At 48.6% G+C, this 23,753-nt stretch carries 21 protein-coding genes and 1 other RNA gene; 14 read left to right on the top strand and 8 right to left on the bottom strand.

The window, feature by feature from the left end; all coding sequences use genetic code 11:
• The first annotated feature begins 384 nt into the window (after positions 1-384).
• Positions 385-2,202, top strand: a complete 1,818-nt coding sequence (locus AYK67_RS10225) for an aminopeptidase P family protein (RefSeq protein ID WP_068085914.1) — start codon at positions 385-387, stop codon at positions 2,200-2,202.
• Positions 2,203-2,248: 46 nt separating this feature from the next.
• Here the strand turns inward: AYK67_RS10225 and AYK67_RS10220 are convergent, their stop codons facing one another.
• Positions 2,249-2,563 (bottom strand): AzlD family protein, encoded by a 315-nt coding sequence (locus AYK67_RS10220; RefSeq protein WP_068085911.1) that lies wholly within the window; start codon positions 2,561-2,563, stop codon positions 2,249-2,251.
• The gene (locus AYK67_RS10215; RefSeq protein ID WP_068085908.1) at positions 2,560-3,306 is read right to left on the bottom strand and encodes an AzlC family ABC transporter permease; all 747 of its coding nucleotides are present in this window, start codon (positions 3,304-3,306) and stop codon (positions 2,560-2,562) included. Before AYK67_RS10215 ends, AYK67_RS10220 begins: the two co-directional genes overlap by 4 nt.
• Positions 3,307-3,745: 439 nt before the next feature.
• On the opposite strand from AYK67_RS10215, the gene AYK67_RS10210 reads away from it, so the two are divergent.
• A complete protein-coding gene (locus tag AYK67_RS10210; RefSeq protein WP_068085905.1) occupies positions 3,746-5,557 on the top strand; it encodes a chloride channel protein in 1,812 nt (603 codons plus the stop codon).
• Between the two features lie 296 nt (positions 5,558-5,853).
• Positions 5,854-9,978, top strand: coding sequence for an AsmA family protein (locus AYK67_RS10205; RefSeq protein WP_068085902.1), 4,125 nt, complete (start codon positions 5,854-5,856; stop codon positions 9,976-9,978).
• Here the strand turns inward: AYK67_RS10205 and AYK67_RS10200 are convergent.
• The 4 genes from AYK67_RS10200 to ssrA all read right to left on the bottom strand — a co-directional run bounded on the left by AYK67_RS10200 (position 9,971) and on the right by ssrA (position 11,669).
• Positions 9,971-10,201 carry a ribbon-helix-helix domain-containing protein gene (locus tag AYK67_RS10200; protein ID WP_068085900.1) on the bottom strand — a complete coding sequence of 77 codons (231 nt, stop codon included), beginning with the start codon at positions 10,199-10,201 and terminating at the stop codon, positions 9,971-9,973. The two genes, AYK67_RS10205 and AYK67_RS10200, sit on opposite strands and share 8 nt — an antisense overlap.
• Positions 10,194-10,427 carry a DUF4169 family protein gene (locus AYK67_RS10195; protein WP_068085898.1) on the bottom strand — a complete coding sequence of 78 codons (234 nt, stop codon included), beginning with the start codon at positions 10,425-10,427 and terminating at the stop codon, positions 10,194-10,196. The genes AYK67_RS10200 and AYK67_RS10195 overlap by 8 nt, the downstream gene beginning before the upstream one ends.
• Before the next feature lie 48 nt (positions 10,428-10,475).
• Complete coding sequence (locus AYK67_RS10190; RefSeq protein ID WP_068085895.1) at positions 10,476-11,183, bottom strand: SspB family protein; 708 nt, start codon at positions 11,181-11,183, stop codon at positions 10,476-10,478.
• Positions 11,184-11,311: 128 nt separating this feature from the next.
• Positions 11,312-11,669: a transfer-messenger RNA gene (gene ssrA / locus AYK67_RS10185) on the bottom strand.
• A gap of 193 nt (positions 11,670-11,862) precedes the next feature.
• On the opposite strand from ssrA, the gene AYK67_RS10180 reads away from it, so the two are divergent.
• The 9 genes from AYK67_RS10180 to AYK67_RS10140 all read left to right on the top strand — a co-directional run bounded on the left by AYK67_RS10180 (position 11,863) and on the right by AYK67_RS10140 (position 19,548).
• Positions 11,863-12,657 carry a thymidylate synthase gene (locus tag AYK67_RS10180; RefSeq protein WP_068086449.1) on the top strand — a complete coding sequence of 265 codons (795 nt, stop codon included), beginning with the start codon at positions 11,863-11,865 and terminating at the stop codon, positions 12,655-12,657.
• Positions 12,658-12,696: 39 nt separating this feature from the next.
• Positions 12,697-13,521 carry a 3-deoxy-manno-octulosonate cytidylyltransferase gene (locus AYK67_RS10175; RefSeq protein WP_068085892.1) on the top strand — a complete coding sequence of 275 codons (825 nt, stop codon included), beginning with the start codon at positions 12,697-12,699 and terminating at the stop codon, positions 13,519-13,521.
• Positions 13,518-14,129, top strand: a complete 612-nt coding sequence (locus tag AYK67_RS10170; protein ID WP_068085890.1) for a histidine phosphatase family protein — start codon at positions 13,518-13,520, stop codon at positions 14,127-14,129. The genes AYK67_RS10175 and AYK67_RS10170 overlap by 4 nt, the downstream gene beginning before the upstream one ends.
• A gap of 134 nt (positions 14,130-14,263) precedes the next feature.
• On the top strand, positions 14,264-14,788 hold the full coding sequence (locus AYK67_RS10165) for a dihydrofolate reductase (protein ID WP_068085887.1): 525 nt from the start codon (positions 14,264-14,266) through the stop codon (positions 14,786-14,788).
• Positions 14,789-14,790: 2 nt separating this feature from the next.
• Positions 14,791-15,255 (top strand): GNAT family N-acetyltransferase, encoded by a 465-nt coding sequence (locus tag AYK67_RS10160; RefSeq protein ID WP_068085884.1) that lies wholly within the window; start codon positions 14,791-14,793, stop codon positions 15,253-15,255.
• 288 nt (positions 15,256-15,543) lie between these two features.
• Positions 15,544-16,695, top strand: coding sequence for an FtsH protease activity modulator HflK (gene hflK, locus AYK67_RS10155; RefSeq protein ID WP_068085881.1), 1,152 nt, complete (start codon positions 15,544-15,546; stop codon positions 16,693-16,695).
• Positions 16,696-16,697: 2 nt separating this feature from the next.
• Positions 16,698-17,585: a protease modulator HflC gene (hflC, locus tag AYK67_RS10150; protein WP_068085878.1), complete on the top strand. Its 888-nt coding sequence runs from the start codon at positions 16,698-16,700 to the stop codon at positions 17,583-17,585.
• On the top strand, positions 17,585-17,770 hold the full coding sequence (locus AYK67_RS10145) for a DUF2065 domain-containing protein (protein ID WP_068085875.1): 186 nt from the start codon (positions 17,585-17,587) through the stop codon (positions 17,768-17,770). Before hflC ends, AYK67_RS10145 begins: the two co-directional genes overlap by 1 nt.
• Before the next feature lie 305 nt (positions 17,771-18,075).
• Positions 18,076-19,548: a Do family serine endopeptidase gene (locus AYK67_RS10140; RefSeq protein WP_068085870.1), complete on the top strand. Its 1,473-nt coding sequence runs from the start codon at positions 18,076-18,078 to the stop codon at positions 19,546-19,548.
• Between the two features lie 81 nt (positions 19,549-19,629).
• Here AYK67_RS10140 and serB read toward each other — a convergent pair whose 3' ends face one another.
• Entirely contained in the window at positions 19,630-20,520 is an 891-nt protein-coding gene (serB, locus tag AYK67_RS10135; protein ID WP_068085867.1) for a phosphoserine phosphatase SerB, read from the bottom strand.
• Between serB and miaA the strand changes: the two genes are divergently transcribed.
• Both miaA and AYK67_RS10125 read left to right on the top strand, forming a co-directional pair.
• Positions 20,498-21,511 carry a tRNA (adenosine(37)-N6)-dimethylallyltransferase MiaA gene (gene miaA, locus AYK67_RS10130; RefSeq protein WP_208976263.1) on the top strand — a complete coding sequence of 338 codons (1,014 nt, stop codon included), beginning with the start codon at positions 20,498-20,500 and terminating at the stop codon, positions 21,509-21,511. The two genes, serB and miaA, sit on opposite strands and share 23 nt — an antisense overlap.
• Before the next feature lie 516 nt (positions 21,512-22,027).
• Positions 22,028-22,567, top strand: a complete 540-nt coding sequence (locus AYK67_RS10125; RefSeq protein WP_068085864.1) for a GNAT family N-acetyltransferase — start codon at positions 22,028-22,030, stop codon at positions 22,565-22,567.
• Between the two features lie 147 nt (positions 22,568-22,714).
• Here the strand turns inward: AYK67_RS10125 and ilvC are convergent, their stop codons facing one another.
• Positions 22,715-23,734: a ketol-acid reductoisomerase gene (gene ilvC, locus AYK67_RS10120; protein ID WP_068085862.1), complete on the bottom strand. Its 1,020-nt coding sequence runs from the start codon at positions 23,732-23,734 to the stop codon at positions 22,715-22,717.
• Positions 23,735-23,753 lie beyond the last annotated feature (19 nt).

Raw genomic sequence — 23,753 nt, 5'->3', positions numbered from 1 at the left:
GTGTTGACAAGAAGGTATATGCGCCTGTTAACTTTAAAAAAAAAGAGGAAATCTCGCATGTCAGTTATGCGTTTTTTGCATAGTGTAAAATACTAGTAAAACATCAATAGTTACAATATGATAAATAATATATTATAGTTATTCTAAGTTATTTAAATCGTTTTAAATTTTGCACATAACGGTTTGAGAGTGGTTATCGTTGCATGGCTAAGCTTTTTTTCGGTACTTTTGATTCACATTAGGGGAGAATACGGACTGGACGAAATGATATTTTAATGCGTCCGGCAATATATAGCTGTTTTTGAATTGCTGTATGGCTCCTATTATTGTGCCTAGATTGATTAGCTTATTGCTTTGGGGGATGAGGCTTTGTAACCTCAAGAAATGTTTCAAAAATATGATGTGAGTAACACAAAGGCTCTTGGGCCATCGCGGGTGGCGATGTTACGAGAGGAACTGGGCCAGCGCGGTCTTGATGGTTTTCTTATTCCACGGGCTGATGCACATCAGGGCGAGTATGTGCCCCCTAATGATTGTCGTTTGGAGTGGATTACAGGCTTTAGTGGCTCGGCCGGTGCAGCTTGTGTGCTGCGTGATGAAGCTGCAATTTTCGTTGACGGGCGTTACACCATACAGGTTCGTGAGCAGGTGGATGGTGATTGCTTTGAATACCGCCATTTACATAATGAGCCAGTTACCGACTACATCTGCACCAAGCTAACGAAGGGTATGAAGCTCGGTTTTGATCCGATGTTGCATACAGTGCAGGAAGTGCGTGGATTGCAAGAGGCCTGCACTAAGGTTGGTGCGGAATTGGTTGGCGTTGAGACTAATCCGATTGATGCCGTTTGGGCGGACCGCCCTGCCGCGCCTTGTGGAGCCGTGCAATTGCATCCAATAGAATATGCCGGTGAGGCTGCTGCGGATAAAATAGCCCGTATGCAGGCGGCTATTGCAGATAAAGGGGCGGATACAGCGCTATTAACACAACCTGATTCAGTCGCTTGGTTGTTCAATATTCGCGGTAGCGATGTTTCGCACACACCTTTGCCATTGTCTTTTGCGCTATTGAACAGCACCGGCAAGCCGGATTTGTTTATTGATGGGCGTAAGCTGAGCGGTCCTGTTCGTGAAGCGCTAGCTGAGCTGGCAGAACTGCATGAAATGGAGGCGCTGGTTGCCTGCTTGCGCCAATGTGGCGCTACTCGCAAGACCGTGATGATTGATTGCGGACTCGCAGGACAAGCGCTGTATGACGCGGTTGCGTTAAACGGTGGCAGTGTGCTTGAAGGTGAAGAGCCGACACTGCTTCCCAAGGCGATTAAAAACCCTCGTGAGATTGCAGGTGCTAAAGCGGCGCATGTGCGCGACGGTGTGGCATTTGTGAAGTTTTTAAACTGGTTTGCCGGAAATGTGCCGCGAGGTGGGCACAGCGAAGTGAGTATTGCGCAAAAGCTTGAACAGTTTCGTGCGGAAACCGGTGTTTTGAAGGATATATCATTCGACAGTATTTCCGGCTTTGGTCCGCATGGTGCGATTTGCCATTATCGGGTTAGCCATGACAGTGATCTTGCTGTTGAAGCCGGTAATTTGTACCTGATTGATTCTGGTGCTCAATATGAAGATGGCACGACAGATATTACCCGTACACTTGCTGTGGGTGATGTGAGCGAAACGCACAAAAAGCACTTTACGCTGGTTCTTAAAGGTCACATTGCGCTGGCTTGTGCGCGTTTTCCTGTTGGCACCAATGGCGCACAGCTTGATACGCTGGCCCGCTATGCACTTTGGCAGGCAGGGTTGGACTTTGACCATGGTACCGGCCATGGTGTTGGTTCGTACTTGAGTGTGCATGAAGGGCCGCAGCGCATTGCGAAAAACAATAGCCGGGTGGCGCTCGAGCCGGGGATGATTCTTTCCAATGAACCGGGTTATTATCGGGCCGGTGAATATGGTATCCGCATTGAAAATCTGGAGCTTGTCACCGAACCGCGCGAAATAGCCGGTGGTGATCTGGCTATGCTCGGGTTTGAGCCGCTGACACTTGCGCCGATTGATTTGGCCTTGGTGGACGTGGCTATGTTGACCGAGGCAGAACGTGCTTGGCTTAATACCTACCATGGTAAAGTGGCCAAGGCTTTGGCTCCGTATTTAGAGGGTGTAGAGCTGGCGTTTTTGCAACATGCAACCCGCACTGTGTGAATAGAGTTATTCGGGTTTAGGGGGGCATCGAAATGGTGCCCCTTTTTTATACCATGAACAGCCTAAGAATAACGACAGAAATAACCCCAGTGGCAATTGCAGCTAATAGCGGTAGCCTTGTGGCGGCAAGAGCTGTAATCCCTGTTGCAAGGGTTTCGGCCGGTCCTGTGGCAATGGCAACTGGTGTTATAACTGCCATAAGGATTGCTGGAGGAACCGCTTGCAATGCTGCTTCCAAGCGACCTTCGATTTTTACAAAGCGCAATAGTAGCAGGCCGGTTATTCGCGCCAGATAAGTAACTCCTGCCATGGCAAGGATGCATAGAAGTGCAGTGCTATCAATTAAATGAAGAGTGTTCATGGTAATGGCTGCTTATCGTTTTTGGGTGGCTCTGGTTTATATTGGATTGCTGCAGAAATAATGCCAGCCAAAGCGCCAGCGATAATATACCATGCACCGGGTACCAGCTTGTAAACGGCAGCCGCGGTGAGTGCGGTTACCAATAATGTGATTCCGGTGGATTTACCTTTCCAAAAACCCATGATTAAGCAGGCGAACATCGCTGTGAAGGCAAAATCCAATCCCCATTTTTCCGGGGTTTCGATTAAAGCGCCGACAGATGCGCCCAAAGCAGAACTGAGTGTCCAGCTTGCGTAAAAGGGAAGGGCTAAACCTAACATGAAACTGTAGGTCAGCGGCTTTTGGGTTACACGTTGCTCGCTTAAGGCCCATGTTTCATCGGTTAAAAAGAAAAAGGTAAGATATTTACGCAGACCCTGCATTTTATGCGCTTTCGGGCCAAGTGAAAAGCTCATCAGAACAAGACGCAGATTGACCAAAAAGGTTGCAAAAGCAATGGTGAAGATCGGTAGGGGATAGTGCCACATATCGAGTGCAACAAATTGGCTGCCACCTGCAAATACAAGTGCGCTCGCTAAAGTAACCTCTAGTACCGACATGCCCTTTTGTGTGGCAACCGCGCCGTATAGAAGGCCTATGGGAATTGCTGCGAAAATTAAAGGAAAAATTGCCTTGATACCAGCGGTGGCTTCGGTTGCAATTCCCTCTACCCTTTTTGTTTTTTTGTTCGTTTTAGGAATCATTTTTTATCTCATAAATCAGATCAATTGGTCACATATACTAGGATGCGTTGGCTTTAAAGGCATAAATGACCGATATATCTGTATTTCTTGGTAGTAAGTGTTAAAGTGTGTATATTGAAAATACACCTTTGATATAGCTAAGTGCAGTTTAAAGTTATTTTTGCCGGACAAATGAGATGTTTTGCTAAACTGATGGGCTTCTTACTTATAGGGATGTTTTGAAGATTTCGTACACTTATAAGTGTATTTACCGTCCGTTTATGTATCTGCGACATTATAATAATAAAAATAGGCTTGATTTTTGAGCTCGCTAGGTTCAGGAGGGTGTCATTACCCTATATCAGGTTCAAATTACTCAAGGTTTGTAAAACATTACTGCCTTGGCTCATCCTGCATATTCTTACCTCATCTCATAGGACCAAGCGGGCATAGGCTTATCATGTCTCAAGAAAATTCAAATATAAACGGTATCAATACCGAGACAGCGCAAACAGCTGAATCTCGCCTAGTTTCGCTCCCTGTACTGTGTTTGTTTGCAATGGCTATTGGTGTTGTTGCTGCCGCTGGTGCGGTTGTTTTTCGCTACCTAATTGCATTTATACATAACCTCTTCTTTTACGGGGTTTTTTCGCTCGAGTATGATGCCAATCAGTTTGGTGATCCGAGCCCTTTTGGCGCATTTATTATTCTAGCGCCCGTTATTGGCGGCCTCATTGTGGTTTATCTGGTGCGCACTTTTGCGCCAGAGGCGAAAGGCCACGGTGTGCCGGAAGTGATGTATGCCATCTACCACAAAAAAGGGAATGTTCGCGGCGTTGTTGCGCTGGTTAAGGCGCTTGCTTCGGCGATCTCTATTGGTAGCGGGGCCTCTGTGGGGCGGGAAGGTCCGATTATTCAAATCGGTGCATCTTTCGGCTCATCAATTGCACGCCAGTTTAATCTATGTCGCTGGCAAAAAATCACATTGCTATCAGCAGGTGCCGGTGCCGGTATTGCCGCCACTTTTAATACGCCTTTCGGCGGGGTGTTGTTTGCTGTCGAGATATTGTTGCCTGAAACCAGTTCGCGGACGTTTTTACCGGTGGTGGTTGCAACGGCAACGGCTACTTATGTGGGGCACTTGGTGCTTGGCCTTGACCCGGCATTTTTGATGCCTTTGGCAGAGGTTGCTCCGATTACAGCGATCGACCCTGTTCAATTGGCAGCTTATGGTGTGCTTGGTGTGCTTGCCGGTTTTGTGGGCTACTCTTTTATTAAAGTGCTCGCTGCTTGTGAGGACTTTTTTCCTTCACTACCGGTGAATGAATACCTTCAAAATGTCATTGGTATGCTGATTGTCGGCAGTATGAGCTATGCATTTTTTGTTACTACAGGGCATTATCACACGGCTGGCGTGGGCTACGGTGTCATTCAGGATATTTTGAATAACAACCCGCAAACATTTTTACTGCTCGGGTGCCTATTGGTTGCCAAAATTCTTGCAACTTCTATTAGCCTTGGCTCCGGCGCCTCGGGTGGTGTTTTCGCGCCATCATTATTCATGGGGGCATGTATTGGCGGTCTAGTGGGGCTTGCTGGTAGCTACCTATTCCCTGAAAACGGCTTTACAGTTGCCGAATTTGCACTTGTGGGCATGGGTGCTGTTGTGGGCGGTGCTACCGGTGCCTCGATGACGGCTATCATGATGATTTTTGAAATGACGCGTGATTACAATGTTATGGTTCCGCTGGTGCTGGCGGTTGCTATTGCTGTTGGTGTGCGCCGTGCGATTTGTGTGCCAAACATTTATACCGTCAAGTTGCGTTCTCGCGGTCGGCCAATACCTGTCAATCGCTTTACGAATATGTATTTGGTGCAACAAGCGCATGATATGATGTCTACAAACTACATAATCTTGCCAATGGAGACAGCGATAAATAGTGCCATAGAGAAAATGGTGGATTCGCAAGCTTCGTATATAATTGTCAGTAACGGACAAAACATATCGGGTTTTGTGTGCTTTGAGCCTGAGCTTTACAAGCTTGCAGCAGCGGGTGAAGTACGAACGCTTGGCGATATTATGAGTAAGGATTTTGTGATTTCTCCTGAGGCCGCACTGTTTAACTCGGTTATTTCGCGAATGAATCAACGGCAGCGTTATTACGGCATTGTTGTTTCTGAAGCACGGCGACAGCCAAAAGTCGAGGATGTGGTTGGCGTGATTGATAACCGTGAAATCGCACGGGCGGTGATATCAAATCACTATGCATAGGGTTGTATAATCTGAATGTGTTTAAAGGTGTCGGATGTATGAGCATTCGGCACCTTTTTGGTATTTGATAACTTGTTATATAAAGGGATTATAGTCGCCACTAAGTAATAATAGTGAGAATACGCATTTAGAAATTTGTCTGTAGGCGTGCTAAAGCTAAATTGATACTGGTTTGTGGGGATGCTTGGTATGTTAGTGCTTGGCGCTCCGGTTATGGTTGTTTATGACTTAATATCAATATCTTTGATTTTTTAAGGCTATTCCACCTTAGTTAAATTGAAAAGAGGAGTGGAGCTTTGAACTCGGTCTATATCACTATTGGCAGCGCTTTAATTCTGGCGCTGGTGACGGCTCTTGTTGGACCGATGTTTATTGACTGGTCTGCTTACCGGGCAACATTTGAAGAGTATGGTGAACGTATGCTTGGGCATGACGTTGCCGTATTGGGCAATGTCGAGGTTCGGTTGCTGCCTGCGCCTTCTGTTTCTTTTAGTGATATTCGTGTGGGTGATAACGAAGCACCCTTGTTAGTGATTGCCAAGTTTGAAAGCGACCTTGACTTACCCTCGCTGTTTCATGGCGAGTTGCGCGTTGTGAACATGAAACTGGAACGGCCGCAATTGCGCATGGGGCTGGATGAGCAAGGCAAGTTGGATATTTTGCGCCGTAGCCCGCGTGATGGTGCCTTAGCGCACATGAACCCAAGCCAGATACAGTTTGATCGTGTTGAAATTACCAATGGTTCTTTTCAGCTTACTGATGCGCGCAGCACTAAGGTTTACCATGGCGATAATGCCAATTTTCTTGTGAGTGCCCGTGGACTTAGCGGCCCCTATAAAGCTGAGGGCAGTTTGGATGTTGAGGGGGCCAAGTATGAGGTGCAACTGGCAACGGGTCGGGCCGAGGGGAAAAACGGTATTCGGGTCAAATCGAAAATACGCCCAGAGCAAGTACCTGTTGAAGTATCTTTAGACGGTTATTTAAAAAATCAAGCGCTGGCATTGTCATATGAAGGTGATGCTTCCTTTGAGCGTGTGGGAGAGCTTGTTGAAGGGCAAGTAGCTTATCATGGTCATGGTCAATTTACTGCTGATAGTGGCCGGGTGGAACTTTCGGCCTTTGATGTTGAGGTGGGAAGTGAGGCTCGCTCGGTTAAGCTTGATTTAAATGGTGTGATTACGCTCGCAGGCACACCGGCCTTTGAGCTTGGGGCCGATTTCAAACAAATTGATATGGACCGACTGCTTGGCGGCGGACCGCAAGAGCCGGTGAATATCAACCATGCGTTTGCCAGTATTATAAGCTACCTTAATAAAATGCCGTTGTTGAATTATCCCGGTTATGTGCGGTCGACAATGCCGAGTATTGTTGTGAATGGCGGCGTGATTGCTGATGTGCAACTGGCGGCCGGTGCGCAGGCGAATGGTTGGACAATTGACGAACTCAAAGCGGACCTGCCGGGGCGGGGGGCTTTTACTACTAACGGTTTTTTAGAGGTTTCCTCACCTTTAAATCAGGGGGCTGGTTATCGCGGTGAATTTAAACTGGTTTCAGGCGATAGCCGACATTTGGCACGCTGGATTTCTGGTCAGAGCGTTATTACGGAAAGCAGGCTGAAGCCTTTTGTGATGCAAGGGCGGCTACGGTCTATGCCGGGCGAAGTGAGCCTTACTGATTTACGACTTGATCTGGATGGCGGGCGAAGTGTTGGGACGCTTTCCTACAAGGACACGAAGGATGGTGTGCCACTGGTTGCTGTTGATATGGATAGTGACCGCATTGATGTGGATATGCTGCGAGGATTTGCTCAAGCATTTGCCGGGGAAGAGCTTACAGCCCTTAGCAATGCCGATTTAAACCTTCGCTTATACGCCGACGAGTTGCTTGCGGGCGGGGTCAGCGCCCGTTCGATGATTGTTCGTGCTGACTTAATGAATGATACGCTGGTTATTGATGAGCTGAGACTCAAGAATTTAGCTGGTGCTTCGGTGCGCGCTCACGGGACTATTCGGAATTTGCGGCAAGCCCCGACCGGAGAAATAGACGCAGACCTTGATGCTTCATCTCTCGTTGGATTGACGCAGTTGTTGCAAAAATATGCTCCTAAAAGTGGCTTTATCAAGCGGCTTGCACTGGCCGCTCCTGCGTTGGCTCCGGCCAAGTTGACGGGGAAACTTGAAGCAACAGGGGAGAGTAATAATACCTCGCTTAATATTGGTCTTAGCGGCAGCCTTGGCGTTAACGAATTTGACTTCAATACTTTGTTCGAGGGGCAGGTGCAGCGCCCTTATGACGGACGGTATATGAGTGAGGTCAGCCTTGGTGGCGGGGATGGCGTGGCTGTTCTACAGCAGTTGGGGTTTGCCGTAGTGCCATTGGCTGAGAATAGCCCAGGTGATGTTCGTTTAAGTTTGGAAGGTGTGCCCTCTGCAGGTATTGACTACACTTTGATGGCTCAATTGGGCGGAGCTGATTTGGTTGTTGAAGGCCAGTCCCGCATGAAAGCAAAAGGTGCTGCGCAATGGACTGCAATGGCTTCTTTACGTGCGGATGATTTAATCCCGCTCGCTATGACATTTGGCCATGTTATGCCAATTGTGGAGGGGGCGCTCTCCACGAACCTTGAAGCATCTCTTAATGGTGTTGGGCGAAAATACACGCTTAGTGAATTACGTGGGCAAATCGATTCTGTTTCTATTGAGGGTGATCTTAAGGGGCAGCTTACGAAAGCCGGTGTTGTGCGCGGCACGGGACACTTGCGAACAAGTGAACTGGATTTGCGATTGCCGATTAATTTATTACTTGGTGTTGATCCATGGGGACTTGCAGAAACCGATAGCTCTGTATGGTCCATTCAAACGCTTGGCGGTTCATCGTTGGCGGGTGTTAATCTGGATGTTGATGTGACCAGTGATAAGCTGTTTCTTGCCAATGCGCTGGAGCTGGATGGCGCTAAAGGTAAATTGAAAGTGCGAGAAAATCAGCTGGCGATGAGTGCCGTTTCTGGCGTTTATGCTGATGGTGCTTTGGAAGGTGCGTTTGACTTAACACGTAATGGCCAAAGTATGTCACTTACAGGCCGGTTACGGGTGGATGATGCTGATGCGTCAAAGCTAATGTGGCGTAAGGCCGGAGAACCGGTTGCAAGTGGCCGCTTGCAGGCGATTGGCGAGTTTGAAGGCATGGGACGCTCCGCCGCTGGATTGATTGCCGGATTGACCGGTGGAGGAACCTTCAGTATCAGCGATGGAGAAATGGCCTTTATGAGTGCCAATGCCTTTGATGAAACCATCAAGGCAGTTGATGAAGGGTTGCCTTTAGAAAAGAGCGCTTTACACGATGTGTTTGTTGAGGCGTTAAATGCAGGCTCTATGCCTTTTGAACAGATCGAGGGTAATATTGGCCTTGATAATGGGCGGTTGCGGTTAAGAAGCGTTCGCGTGCAAAGTGATGGCCTTACTATCTTTGGTGGCGGTGCTTTTGATCTGGAGAACTGGCGGTTAAGCGGCGATGTCGCTATGAAACGTACTGAAGAAGATGACGGGGTGAGTGGCTCTGACCCACAGGCCTCGTTCATGTTCAGTGGTTCGTTGTTTGATCCAGTTCGTGATGTGGATGTAGCCCCTTTTCTTTCCTACCTGAATTTGCGCAGTATTGAGCACAATGTGAAGCGTATAGAAGAAGAGCAAAAACGAATTGCTCTTCAGGAAAAGAAATTACTTGAGTTGAAGCGCAAGCAAGCTGAAGAAGAGCGGTTGCGGCGAGAAGAGCAGGCACGGCATGAAGCGGAGCAGCTTAGACTCGAAAAGTTAGAGCGCGAACGAGCAGCGCAAGAAAAGGCAAAGAAGCTAGAACAGCCGTCTTTAGCTCCTGAAATCAAAGTTGTGCCACTTGATCCGCTTGAACTTGACCCTTCAGTCGGAAATACCGGAGCTCAAGTACCCGCTACACCTTTAAGGCTACCCAGTAATGAAAGCAGGTCGCAAGGGGTTTCGCAAAGCTTTTTAGATAAGGTAAATTCGGCTTTAAAAGGTGATCATACGCCAACCGAGAAAGCTGGGCAGCTCAGCGATGCTCCTCCCCCTTTAGCAGTGCAGCCCCCTCTTGCCAAACCCAGCATTGGCTTGCCTGCTTTAGATGCACCGCAAGTAATTGGTGGCCGGCACGAAGCGCTTGTACCTGGTGATGCGGTAAAGCGGCTAGGCGCGCCTAAAACGTCTGGTGAGCCTAAGATTTTAGTTGCGCCAGGTGACAGTTTGCCTGATGAAGATGCGATCCTCGTTGATCCTTCGTTATTGCCGGGGAGTGGAGAGCAGGGGTATGTGGAGCAAGTGCCTCAAAAGCGGCCAGACAAGCCTTTGCAGCGGCGTATACCCAAATACAGAGAGTTACCCGGTGAGCGGATAATGCCGATTAACTGAGGTCCTGTCGATTATCGTGATAGAACTTTAAAACTGTGACACGTATACAGCTTGAAAGCGAGGCGAGGGGATCGCGGTTATCATCAATCGTTTTTATGAGGGCTGCTAAGCTGAGTCGACGGAGGTTTGCAAGTTCTTCAAGGCCTTGCCAAAACTCTGCTTCTAACGCCACGCTTGTTTTGTGGCCATGCAGGCTGATGGAACGCTTTACCAAACTACCCATTGGGCTTTGTCCTTGGTTTTACAGGGGAAACGGGATCCCCAATAGCGCTTGGCTCGCGCTTATGTGCCAAGTGAGTTTGCTGTTGCCTCTTGTTTTCCTGCTGTAATGCTTTTCTTTGCTGCTTTGTCAGGCCAAAGTAAACACGGTTTTCTTCGGCCTTTTTTTGCGCGAGCTGTTTGTTTTTTTGCTTTCGCACCTGATTAAGATTGACAAGTTTTGTTGTCATGCTTGCCACTTTTGATCCAAAGTAGATACTATCAGACAGATGTGTAGCTTAGGTCTTCTTACGAAAAGCATCAAGTGACACAACTTGCGCTGAAGAGATTTCACTCGTTTCTTCAGTTTCTGTGTTGTGCTCGCTATCATCGCTCTGCTCTGAGGAAGTTATTGTTTCTTCGTCGCTTTGCGATGGTGAAACTTGTGCTGTTTCTGGCTCAGGCGCGGATGCTGGTTCAATGGTTTGGACAGCAGCCAGTTGACTCGTTTGTGGCTTTTCCTCTTTTTCCTCTGTCGAAGGGGCGTGAGAAAAAGCAGCTTCCAAGCCATCAATATGGCTTTGGATGTTTTCGACGGCTTTTGCCTTGGCATCATGGGAGCGGAATTCCTCAGGAATATCTTCCGCTGTTTTGCCCGGCTCAAATTCAAGCGCGAATTGAACGGAGGGATCAAAGAAGCCTTTAATGGCTGCAAATGGCACAAATAAGCGCTCTGGAACGCCGCCAAATGATAGGCCAACCTCGAAAGAATGCTCATTTACCTGCAAATCCCAGAATTGGTGTTGCAAGACAATAGTCATTTCCTGCGGGTAACGCTCTTTCAGCCGATTGGAGATTTTAACACCGGGTGCTGTAGTTTCGAAAGCGATGTAAAAATGATGCTCACCAGGTAAGCCGGTGCGGAGAACTTCGTTCAAGATTTTACGAACTGCGCCACGCAGGGCATCTTGAATGATTATATCGTAACGCATCTCATCTTCTGCCATGCTTGGCACCACGTTCCTAGTGTTTGCAAGTTAGCGCACAGCGCTTTGCATGGGCTGTTTACGCTAGCTATTAAATAAATGTTATTTCCCAGTTCTGTTGGCTGGATATGGTCCGCCAACATTTTTCAAGTGAAGGCTTCTGTTGCCAGGTGCCTTCGAACCCCGCCCAAAGAGCTAAACCTCTGGGACTTGGCGGACTACCGGTACTGCATTACGCAGCAACAGCGTTGTCCATAGCATAGTTGTCGTTTGCAACTATAAAAATAGCCCGATAACGGTGGTACAATGCCGAGCAAAAGCACAACCTTTACGCCCTCGTCGATCCTATTTCGCCCCCGCCGAAACACAGCCGATACTTCTGTGCTTTGGTGGAGGCGCCGGGTACCGCCCCCGGGTCCGATAGGTTTATTGCGTTGACAGTTTATTGCTATAGCCAGACGAGCTGGCAGGGGGAATATATGTCGGAGTGCGCATAAATGGAAGGGCTGTTGTTAGCCACCTGATTGAAACTGTTGACAATCAAAATATGGATTCCTTGTTTTCGGGCTTTAAACGCCGTTTTCCCAAAGGTTCTTGATGTACTCAAGGCGATAACGGAGCTTGAGAGATGTTTTGGATTTTTCTTTTGTCGGGAGTTTGCTATTGAGGGCCCAAGAGAAATAAGGTGCAGGAGGCAGGGGTGCGGCAATATCTAGAGCTGATGCAGCATATCATTGATCATGGTGTTGATCGTGATGACAGAACTGGTACTGGAACACGGTCCGTTTTCGGCTATCAAATGCGTTTTGATTTGAATGATGGCTTTCCTATGGTGACAACGAAGAAGTTGCACTTACGCTCGATTATTCACGAGCTGTTGTGGTTTCTTTCCGGCTCCACCAATATTGCTTATCTAAAAGATAATGGGGTGCGGATTTGGGACGAATGGGCCGATGAAAACGGCGATTTAGGCCCTGTTTATGGCTATCAGTGGCGCTCATGGCCCGCGCCTGACGGGCGTTCGATTGACCAAATAAGCCAAGTCATTGAGCAGATTAAGCGCAATCCAGAGGGGCGACGGCATATTGTTTCTGCCTGGAATCCTGCTTTGGTGGATGAAATGGCTTTGCCGCCGTGCCATGCCATGTTCCAGTTTTATGTGGCCAATGGGCGACTTTCCTGCCAGCTTTACCAGCGTTCGGCTGATGTGTTTTTAGGTGTTCCGTTCAATATCGCCTCCTATGCACTACTGACCATGATGGTGGCACAGGTTTGTGATTTAAAACCGGGTGAGTTTATTCATAGTTTTGGTGATGCGCACTTGTACTCCAACCACTTTGAGCAAGCACGTGAGCAGTTGTCTCGCAGCCCGAAAGCCTTGCCGCAGATGCGTATCAATCCTGAAATGAAAGATATCTTCGGCTTTAGCTTTGATGATTTCAAACTAGAAAATTACGAGGCGCACCCGCATATTAAAGCTGCTGTCGCTGTTTAATTTGTTGTTGTGGCCATTACGATTGGAAGATCGGTGAATATGAAAACACTTATTGTTGTTCCCGCACGGCTTGGTTCGACCCGGTTTCCTGGCAAGCCACTGCATCTTATTGCTGGTAAAACTTTGCTGGCGCGTGTGGCGCAAATTGCAAAAGTTGCTGCGAAACGTACGGGGGCCGATTATGTGGTCGCTGTGGATAGCGAAGAGGTCAGCAACCACTGCCGCGAGCTTGACTTGCCATATGTAATGACAGCACCTGAGTTGCCATCGGGTACCGACCGGGCTTTGGCTGCAGCTCTGGCCATGGGACAGGCGTATGATTTTGTCTTGAACTTGCAAGGAGATGCACCGTTTACGCCAGTTGCGCATGTGGAGCGCCTTATTGTAGCGGCGCAAAGCGGCATTGCGGCCGATGTTTTCACACCGGTTATTCAGCTGGACTGGGAAGCGCTTGATGTATTGCGGGCGCATAAACAAGAACAGCCATTTTCCGGCACAACTTGTGTGCGAGATGCGGCGGGTAGGGCGTTTTGGTTTTCCAAGAATATTCTGCCGGCCATAAGAAAAGAGGAAGTACTGCGCGAAAAATCGTTACTCTCGCCTGTCTTCCGACATATTGGGCTTTATGGCTACACAATGGCTGCCTTAAAGAACTTTACATCCTCTGGCGTGGGGCATTACGAGACGCTTGAAGGTCTTGAACAGCTTCGTTTTTTAGAGAACGGTTTTGCTATTCACGCGGAGCTGGTAGATGCGCCGAAGCTTTCCATGTCTGGGGTTGATACTCCGGCGGATGCTGTAATGGCGGAAAAGCTCATTGGCGAACTTGGTGACCCCTATGAAGAGCTGGAGGCGCTGCTATGAGGCAGGTGTTTATTGCAAGACATGGCAATACCTTTGATAAAGGGGATGTGGTGACCCGGGTGGGCGGGCGCACCGATTTACCGCTTTCTAATTCCGGGCAGGAGCAGGCACAGGCACTTGCAGCGCATTTTGCGCAGCAAGGCGTGGCGTTTACACGGGCTTATTGCTCGCCGTTACAACGTACACGGCAAACCGCTTTGGCTGTGCTTGATGCGCAAGGTGGGGAAATAGAGCTTAGCGCTCTGCCGTTCTTGACCGAAGTTGATTATGGTCCCGACGAAAATCGCCCTGAAGAGGATGTGGTGGCGCGTATCGGCGCGGCTGCATTGAAAGCATGGGAAGAAGAGGCTATTCCCCCACAGGGGTGGTTGATTGATCCGCCGGCTGTCGTGGCCCGTTGGCAAGAGTTTTTTAGCAAGGTTGCAAAAGGACCTGAAGACCAGTGCATTCTTCTGGTGACCAGTAACGGTATTGCACGTTTTGCATTGCAGGCACTTTCTCATGTGCCAAAGGATGTGAACATCAAACTCAAAACCTGTGCCTATGGTTTGGTTGAGATAACTGATGCTGAAAAGATAGAATTGCAGTGTTGGAACCAACGCGCTTAATGCAGCTGGCTAATTCATAGAAGCATTCAAACTGCTTAAATCAATTATATTGATGCGTATTCCCGAAAACCGGCTTCCACTTTTCGGGAACACGCTCTCGTAACTTCAAAAGAAAATAGACAGATGAGGATGGTATGGCGCTGATATCGCTGATTGCTGCGGTGGCTGAAAATGGCGTTATTGGCGCTGCGAATAAAATGCCCTGGTCGATTTCGACGGATTTGAAGTTTTTTCGCTCTATAACCATGGGTAAGGCCATCATAATGGGGCGTAAAACATTTCTTTCGATTGGCAAAGCTTTGCCTGGACGGCGCAATATCATCATTAGCAGGGATACCAGTTTTCAAGCGAATTGCACCGAAGTGGTTGCCAGTGTTGAAGCGGCGCTCGCGCTGTGCCAGTCGGCTTCTCCTGATGGGCATGAATATGCCCGGGATGAAGTCATGGTTATTGGCGGGGGGCAGATTTATCAGTATGCCATGCCGCTTGCCGAGAAACTGTATATCACCCGTGTGCTGGCAACGCCTGAAGGGGATACATATTTTCCTGAAATTTCCTTAGAGAATTGGGATTTAGAAGAAACACGATGCTTTGAGCGTGGGGCAAAAGATAGTGCGGATACGCGCCTTGAAATCTATCGGCGTAAGAATGGGAGCTGATTATGAGTGGCGTGTTTACTTGGCATGCGTTTGATCGTCTGACTGTTCAGCAGTTATATGCGGTTTTGAAATTGCGACAGGATGTTTTTATTGTTGAGCAAGCTTGTCCTTACCCGGATACTGACGGGGAAGATGGTAAGGCTTGGCATTTACTATATACACAAGGTGAGGACGGTGTAGAACTGGCGGGATACCTAAGGGTTTTCCTTGGTGATGCAGCAAAGGGCAAGGCGAGCAAAATTGGCCGCGTGGTGGTTGATAAAGCGGCCCGAGGGCAAGGGGTTGCCCAGAAAATGCTCTCGCTTGCTGTGGAATATTGCCAAAATAAAGCACCGCGATGCCCAATTGAGCTGGAAGCACAAGTTTATGCGCAAGCGCTTTATAAGGCGGCAGGCTTTGAGGCCGTGGGAGAGGTTTTCCTTGAGGATGGCATTGAGCACATATTGATGCGCCGAAGTTTTGCGTGAAGAAAACACGGGATTACAGCTTAATAATCCAGATAGTACGGGCCAATTAGTGCTTTTGTGGTAAAACTGACACTAATTTGCAGTTGTGCAACTTGTTTTATCAAGCATTAGACCCACCTTTCTAGGAAAGCCAATTATGCGGGCAGTTATGGCGGGGTTTTGCGTGTAAACAGCAGGAATACCGTAATTGCAATAATTGGTAAGCAACGGCTAACCTAGAGACAATATCTTGGTGTGAGTCGTATGGTTTTGTCAGGACGCTGGCAGTGTAATTAAGAGGAACTATATATGCCTTGGAGCAATCAGAGTGGCGGGGGCGGAAATGGCGGCCCTTGGGGCAACCCTGGCGGCGGCAATGGTGGCGGTGGCCCATGGGGCGGCGGACCACAGCGCAGCGGTGGAAACAACAATACGCCCCCTGACTTTGACGAGATCTTGAGAAAAGGTCAGGACCACTTGAAAACAATGATCCCAGGTGGTGGCGGTTTTGGCGTCATGGGCGTTATTATTGCTGTACTTGTGGGGCTTTTCTTGTGGGGGCTTACAGGTATTTACCGAGTTGAACCTAGTGAGGTTGGCGTTGAGCTTGTATTCGGTAAGGTTACGGGCCAAACCGGACCGGGTTTGAATTACAACTGGCCATACCCGATTGGCTCCGTTGAAACGCCGGAAGTTTTGCGCGTGCGCGAGATTACCGTTGGCCTGCAAGAAAGCATTAGCCGGAGCCGCGTTTCTACCCGTGATGTGCCTGAAGAAAGCCTAATGCTTACCGGCGATGAAAATATCGTTGATGTGGACTTTAAAGTTCAGTGGCGCATACAAGGCAGCCCAACTGGTGTGAGCGAATTCCTGTTCAATGTGCAGGATCCGACACGCACTGTGAAGGCCGTTGCCGAAAGTGCGATGCGTGAAGTGGTTGGTAATTCCAAAATCGATAGTGTTTTGACCGAAAACAGAGCGCCAATCCAGCAAGCTGTTATGGATTTGATGCAAAAGACATTGGATGATTATCAAGCCGGTGTTCAAATCATTAACGTACAAATGCAAAAGGTTGACCCTCCTGCACAGGTGATTGAAGCATTCCGTGATGTGCAAGCTGCACGGGCCGACCAAGAGCGTATTCAGAACGAAGCGCAAAAATACGCCAATAAAATTGTTCCGGAAGCACGCGGTAACGCGGCGCGGGTAATGGAAGCGGCAAGCGCCTATAAAGACAAGGTTGTGGCTGATGCAACGGGTCAAGCAGCACGCTTTACCAGCGTTCGCGAGCAGTATGAAAAAGCGCCTGATGTAACACGCCAGCGTATTTACCTTGAAACCATGGAAGATGTTTTGGCGAAGAATAAAAAGATCATCATTGATGGTTCTGGCGAGAGCAACGGGGTTGTGCCTTACTTGCCACTTGACCAGCTGAATAAACGCAGCAACGGGAGCAATTAATTATGAAATCTAGTATTTTTGCTGTTGTTCTTGCTGGTGTTGCTGTGGTGCTTTACTGGTGTGTGTTTACTTTAACACCAGCACAGCAGGCGTTGGTGTTGCAATTTGGTGAAGTACGCGGTCAGCACACCAAACCAGGCTTGCAGTTCAAAATGCCTTGGCAATCGGTTGTATATATCGATAAGCGTATTTTGAATCTTGATATGCCGACGCAAGAGGTCATTGCCTCGGATAAAAAACGTCTGGTGGTTGATGCGTTTGCGCGTTATCGTATTGAAGACCCTATCAAGTTTTTCCAGACAGTTAACAATGTGCGCGAAGGGGCTAGCCGTTTGGCCACATTCTTACAGTCCTCCCTACGCGATGAATTGGGTAAAGCGACGTTTACGCAAGTGGTGCGTGATGATCGTGCGGACTTGATGGAAAAAATTCGCCGCTCTGTTGAAATTCAGGCTGCGAATATTGGTATGAATGTGGTTGACGTGAAAATCCGTCGGGCAGATTTGCCTGAAGCCAACTCGCAGGCTGTTTTCCGCCGTATGCAGACTGAACGTCAACGTGAAGCTGAAGAAATCCGCGCTGAGGGTGAAGAGCAATCACGGCGTATTCGTTCCCGCGCTGATCGCGATGCAACTGTGTTGCTGGCGGAAGCACAGCGGGATGCGGAAATTCTACGCGGTGAGGGCGATGCCGAGGCCAACAGAATTTATGCGGAAGCCTATTCTGCCGATCCTGATTTCTTCGAGTTCTATCGCTCTATGCAAGCCTACGAGAAGTCTATGAAGGGCGGGGATACCTCTATGGTGTTGTCACCTGATTCCGACTTCTTCCGCTATTTCGGTAGCCAGAATGGCAAGTTGCCAACGCATTCTGGAGCTTCAGCCCAGTAATGAGTGAATGGATTGTGGCTGTGGGACTGGTGTTTGTTCTGGAAGGGCTGTTATATGCGCTCTTTCCAGAACAGCTTAAACGGTTTTTGTCACAGATACAGGAAATGCCAGCAAGCGCGATGCGGGTTGGCGGTACGGTTTTTTTAGCTATCGGCGTTGCCATTGTATGGCTCGTGCGAGGCTAGAGATACTCATAGAACTTTCAGGCGGGGCCATAGGCCCCGCTTTTTGTATATCGAGCCAATACTTTGCCATGATGTTTTTGGATTAATAACTGTGGGTTTTGTAAGCATTTTGTTTTTAATTCTCTAACTGGAACAGGTGCTTTCTTTAAGAGGCCCTGCGTTTTTCAGGGCAGAATGCCAAGAATAGACAATGCTAAAAACCTGGCGCAATTATTGGTGGCCAAGGCACTTTTCTTAACCAATAATACCCATAGTAGAGCGTAATTGTCATCTGAAGCGATTGCGCAAGTAACAGGAGCCGATTGATGCGTTTTATTCGTAAAGGGAGCAGTGCCCGAATGCATGCTCTAGCGAGTTTGTTGACGATATTAATGCTGTGCCTTGGTGGTTTTGCTCTAAGTGTTGATGCTCAAGCTCAAGGTCCGGTTTCAGTTGCAGATTTGGCCGATGAGTTGGCGGATACTGTTGTGAATATCTCGACGGCGCAAAAGGTAGTTTCGCGTAAAAGCCCTGGTTTGCCTGAAATACCCGAGGGCTCTCCCTTCCAAGAGTTTTTTGAAGATTATTACAATGACGATATTCCTGGCGAGGGACCACGCAAAGTGCAATCGCTTGGCTCGGGTTTTGTTATTGACGGCAAGCAAGGTATTATTGTTACCAATAACCACGTGATTGAAGGCTCTGATGCGATCACGGTGAACTTTAATGATGGCAGCAAACTACAAGCCAAAGTATTGGGTGTGGATGAGAAAACCGATCTTGCGGTTTTAAAGGTGGAGCCTAAGGCGCCGTTAAAAGAAGCAGGATTTGGTAATTCGCAAAAACTACGGGTTGGTGATTGGGTTATGGCCATTGGAAACCCGTTTGGTTTGGGGGGGACGGTCACTGTTGGAATTGTTTCGGCAAGAAACCGCAATATCAATGCGGGTCCCTATGACAACTTCATTCAAACGGATGCCTCGATAAACCGCGGAAACTCTGGTGGTCCATTGTTTAATATGGACGGCGAAGTCGTGGGCATCAACACTGCGATATTTTCGCCCTCCGGTGGGTCGATAGGTATCGGCTTTGCTATACCGGCTGATACGGCGACCAAGATTATCACGCAACTGCGTGAATATGGTGAAGCACGGCGTGGCTGGATTGGTGTGCGTATTCAAGAAGTTAGTGAGGAGATTGCAGAGAGCCTCGGATTGGATCGCGCTCGCGGGGCGTTGGTTGCTAATGTGAGTGCTGAAGGACCTGCCAAAGCCGCAGGCATTATGCCCGGTGATGTAATCCTACGATTTGATACTACCGAGATTAAGAGTATGCGTGACTTGCCACGGCGGGTCGCCGAGACGGCGATTGGTACTACTGTAAAGGTTTTGGTGTTTCGGCGCGGGAAAAAAGTAGAGCTTGAAACCAAAGTGGAGCGCCTGCAAGAAGCTGATGAAAAAAGCACGATAAAACAGGATGATGGTTTGGTGAGCGAGAACACGGACCATATTTTGGGTATGAAGCTTTTGGCGGTAGACAATGAGAGCCGCAAGCAATTTGGCGTTTCCAGTGAGGTTGAAGGGGTTATTGTGACTTCTGTCGTCTCTGGTAGTGTGGCGGATGATAAAGGTATTCGCCGCGGGGATGTGATTGTTGAAATTGCGCAGGAGCCTGTTTTTTCTTCTGAGGATGTGGTGCAAAGCATTCAGCAGCTCAAGAATAATGGCCGTCGCTCGGCATTGCTTCTGGTCTCTAGTGGTGCTGGTGATTTACGCTTTGTCGCACTACGTCTGGAGTAGTGATCATGCGTAGCCCTTGTTGTTTGAGGGCTACGCGATGATTCTGATGGCCGTGTTTCACGAGTTCTTCAAAGGCTGTTTTTACTGCGAAAACTCGCTGCTTGTATAGCCTTGAAGATAGAGCAATGCTGTGAGATCTGAATGGTTGATACAGGCATCTGCCTTGGCAGCAACAGCTGGCTTGGCGTGGAAAGCAACCCCAAGACCGGCTGCTTCGATCATGGCAAGATCGTTGGCACCATCACCCACAGCGAGAGTTTCTTCATCTGCGAGGTTTTGTTCCTGCATGATTTCGTTGAGGCGCTGCAGCTTAGCCTGTTTGCCAAGAATAGGCATGGCGACTTCGCCGCTCAACTGGCCGTCGGTTTCTAGCAGAATGTTGGCTTTATTTTCGTGAAAGCCCAAGATCGTGGCAATTACACTGGTGAAAGCGGTAAAGCCACCAGAAACAAGTGCTGTATAGGCTCCGTTTTGTTTCATGGTGTTGACCAGCGTTTTACCTCCAGGGGTAAGCGTAATGCGATTTTCGATGGTTTGGCCGATAATGTTTGTCGCTAAGCCCTTAAGCAGCGCGACACGCTCTTTCAGCGCCGGTTCAAATTCGATTTCACCGCGCATGGCGCTTTCGGTAATTGCGGCGATTTTTTCTTTTATGCCTAGTTCAGCGGCGAGCTCGTCAATACACTCTTGCTGGATCATGGTGGAATCCATATCGGCGATCAAAAGCTTTTTGCGACGGCCCTCACTTGGTTGCAAATGGCAATCGATTGGTGCATGAGAGAGCTGCTCGCGTATCTTATGCAGCAAGTTGCTATCTGGCATACTATCATGGCAGATTAGGTCTAGGGCAACGCCGGCATGTAGCGTTTTTGCTTGCGTGCTGGCAGGCATGAGCTGTTTAACTGCGGTTGTTATATCGCCGTTAATTGCTGGTGTGGCTGGATTGGAAATGAGCGTGACAACAAAAGGCATAAATGGCTCTCAGATGACTTTGGTAACAGAAGGGGAGAAACCCCCGTTTACGGTGTTGATAGCCGGACCAACGGCCAGCGGCAAGACAGCACTTTCATTAAAAATAGCCGAGGCGCTTGATGCAGTGGTGGTGAATGCTGATTCCATGCAGATTTACCGTGACCTTTCTATTTTGAGCGCACGGCCCAATGCTGATGAAATGGCACAGGCTAAACATGTTTTGTTTGGCCATGTGGGCTGTGATGAGCCTTATAATGTGATGCGATGGGTTGAGGAATTTTCAAGGGAATATGTGCTGGCACAAGAGCAACAGCGGCCGGTTGTTGTGGTCGGCGGCACCGGGCTCTACTTTAAAGCAGCCTGTGAAGGGTTCTCGCTAATGCCCGATATTGATAGTAGGATTCGCCAGTATTGGCGGGATTTCTCGCAGGATTGTACAGAGGGGGCTTTATATGAGGCGCTGCAACAGCGAGATGAAGTCATGGCTGCCAGATTACATGCAGGAGATACGCAAAGGTTGGTACGGGCGCTTGAGGTGATTGATAGTACCGGCCAATCGCTCAGTTATTGGCAACAAACCAAAAGCAAACCTATTTTAAATGTAGAAGAATGCCAACGAGTGATATTGGCTCCAGAACGGTCTGTGTTACATGAGCGTATTCACCAGCGTTTTGACAGTATGTTAGCGCTGGGGGCTGTTGATGAAGCGGTTGCTTTATGGTCACGGCCGATAGCGCGCCATCTACCTATCATGAAAGCTATTGGCGTGGCGCAGTTGGCACAAGCGCATGCTAGGGAGCTGTCGTTTGAGGAGGCAATCACCAAAGCTAAAACAGAAACGCGACGCTATGCCAAACGGCAAATGACCTTTTTTAAGGGGCAACTTTCTGGCTGGCCAATGCTTGATCCCTTAGATAAGGTTGCTGCTGACGGTTTTGTGAAACAAATTCTGGCGCTATACCAAGTGGGCAATCCTTCAGGTTCGCTTTGATAGATCAAGGGTTTGCTCGTTTGGGCAACTTTTGGCAACAATAAAATTGGTGACAAATGCCTTGAAAAGTATTATCACAAGATCTGCTGTTATTGGTTTGTGTAATCTATTGATTTTATTGATTTAAAGTTGCGGCGGAGCTGTTGCTCCTATTGGTTGGAGCCAGTGTGAGAGGTTTTTCTTCACTGGCTCCTACTAGTTTTAGGGCTTCTCGTGTTTGTTTTTCTTTAAAAAATGCGCATTTCCTAAGTGCTACTACAAGCGGTGTAGTCCTGCGACTTTTGGATAAGGTGCGTAATAATATCTCACATGAAATTTCAGGGTACATTCGTCTTGCCTAAAATTAGGAATAGGCTATCTGGGGGCAGTGGCCAACGCCTTGGGTACTCATAGATAAGAACAATGGGCAATAATAAGCGGCAAAGGTCACTAAATATATGATTGGTGAGATTAACCCTCTCTAGTCATTTGATGATGGTAGTTTTGGAGCTGCCCTAGAATATATGGAGTGTACCTTTGAATCGGGATCCAATTGTGCAGACAGAGCGCGTGCGCATTCAGCGCTTAGGCGAGAAAGATTTGCCATGGCTGTATGAGCTGCACGAGAATGCGAGTGTTAACCGCTTTCGCCAACCCGCCACTGTTCACCTTGATCATCAAGCTGTGCGCAAAAAGCTACAAATGAACCTACGTAACGAAGCTCGTCTCGGGTTTGGTATGTGGAAGATGGTTTTGCATAGCGGCGAAGCAATTGGCTGTGCAGGTTTTTCACTTTGTGAGGAAACAAGTGAAGTTGAGCTGGAATTTTATTTGGCAGAGCCTTACTGGGGGCAAAAGTATGCCAGTGAAGTGACCGAGGCTCTTGTAAACTGGTTCTTTGAAAACACCTATTTCACCCATTTAATTGCCAAAGTGCATCCGGACAATATTGGGGCAAGGGTTATTCTTAATCGGTTGGACTTTTACTTTCGCGAAAATCTATTACAGCAAGAACAGCGTTGTGATGTGATGCAGTTGTTAAGCCCCGTCTTCCAAAAAATGACAGCAAGGGCTTAAGCTCTTATGGTCTTCAAATACTAAAGCCCGGTTTTTGACCGGGCTTTAGTATTTTCTGGAAGGTGACACTGCTCATTTATCGGCAGTGCATTGCACCAAAGGGTGCCTTCGCGCAGGTACAATCCGCGCGAAGGCGAATGAACTCAATTAGTTCTTGGTTTTGTCAACCAGTTTGCCAGCGGAAATCCATGGCATCATTTCGCGCAGTTTCGCACCAACTTCTTCAATTGGGTGCTCGTCGTTCAGACGACGGGTTGCTTTGAACTTCGCGCCGCCAGCTTTGTATTCCTGGATCCACTCGGAGGTGAAGGTGCCGTTCTGGATTTCGTCCAGTACGCGCTTCATTTCCGCTTTGGTTTCGGAAGTTACGATGCGTGGGCCTGTCTGATACTCACCCCACTCAGCGGTGTTGGAGATGGAGTAGTTCATGTTGGCGATGCCACCTTCGTAGATCAGGTCAACGATCAGTTTCACTTCGTGCAGACACTCGAAGTAAGCCATTTCCGGTGCGTAACCAGCTTCTGTGAGGGTTTCGAAGCCAGCGCGGATCAGCTCAACCAGACCACCGCAGAGGACAGCTTGCTCACCGAACAGATCGGTTTCACACTCTTCGCGGAAGGAGGTTTCGATGATACCGGAGCGGCCGCCACCAACGCCGGATGCGTATGCAAGACCAAGGTCTTTTGCATTGCCGGTTGCGTCTTGGTGAACTGCGATCAAGCAAGGTACACCGCCGCCTTTCTGGTATTCGCCGCGCACGGTGTGGCCTGGGCCTTTTGGTGCAACCATCAGTACGTCGATAGATGCTTTTGGCTCGATCAGGCCGAAGTGAACGTTCAGACCGTGTGCAAATGCGATTGCAGCGCCGTCACGGATGTTTGCAGCGATTTCGTCTTTCCAGATGTCGGCTTGCAGCTCATCAGGCGTAGCCATCATCATCAGGTCGGCTTCTTTAGCAGCTTCGGCAACTGTTTTACAGATGAAGCCGTCTGCTTCTGCTTTCAGGCGGGTTGTAGAGCCTTCACGAAGAGCAATAACAATGCCTTCTACGCCGCTATCTTTGAGGTTCATTGCGTGGGCGCGGCCTTGAGAGCCGTAACCGATGATGGCAACTTTTTTGCCTTTAAGCAGGTTCAGATCGCAATCGCGGTCGTAGTAAACGCGCATTTTCTTAGGTCCCTTAATA

Source organism: Polycladidibacter stylochi (assembly GCF_001562055.1).
GTDB classification, from domain to species: domain Bacteria; phylum Pseudomonadota; class Alphaproteobacteria; order Rhizobiales; family Stappiaceae; genus Pseudovibrio; species Pseudovibrio stylochi.
Note: the sequence above shows the minus strand (reverse complement) of the source record. Positions and strands in the feature narration are given on the sequence as shown.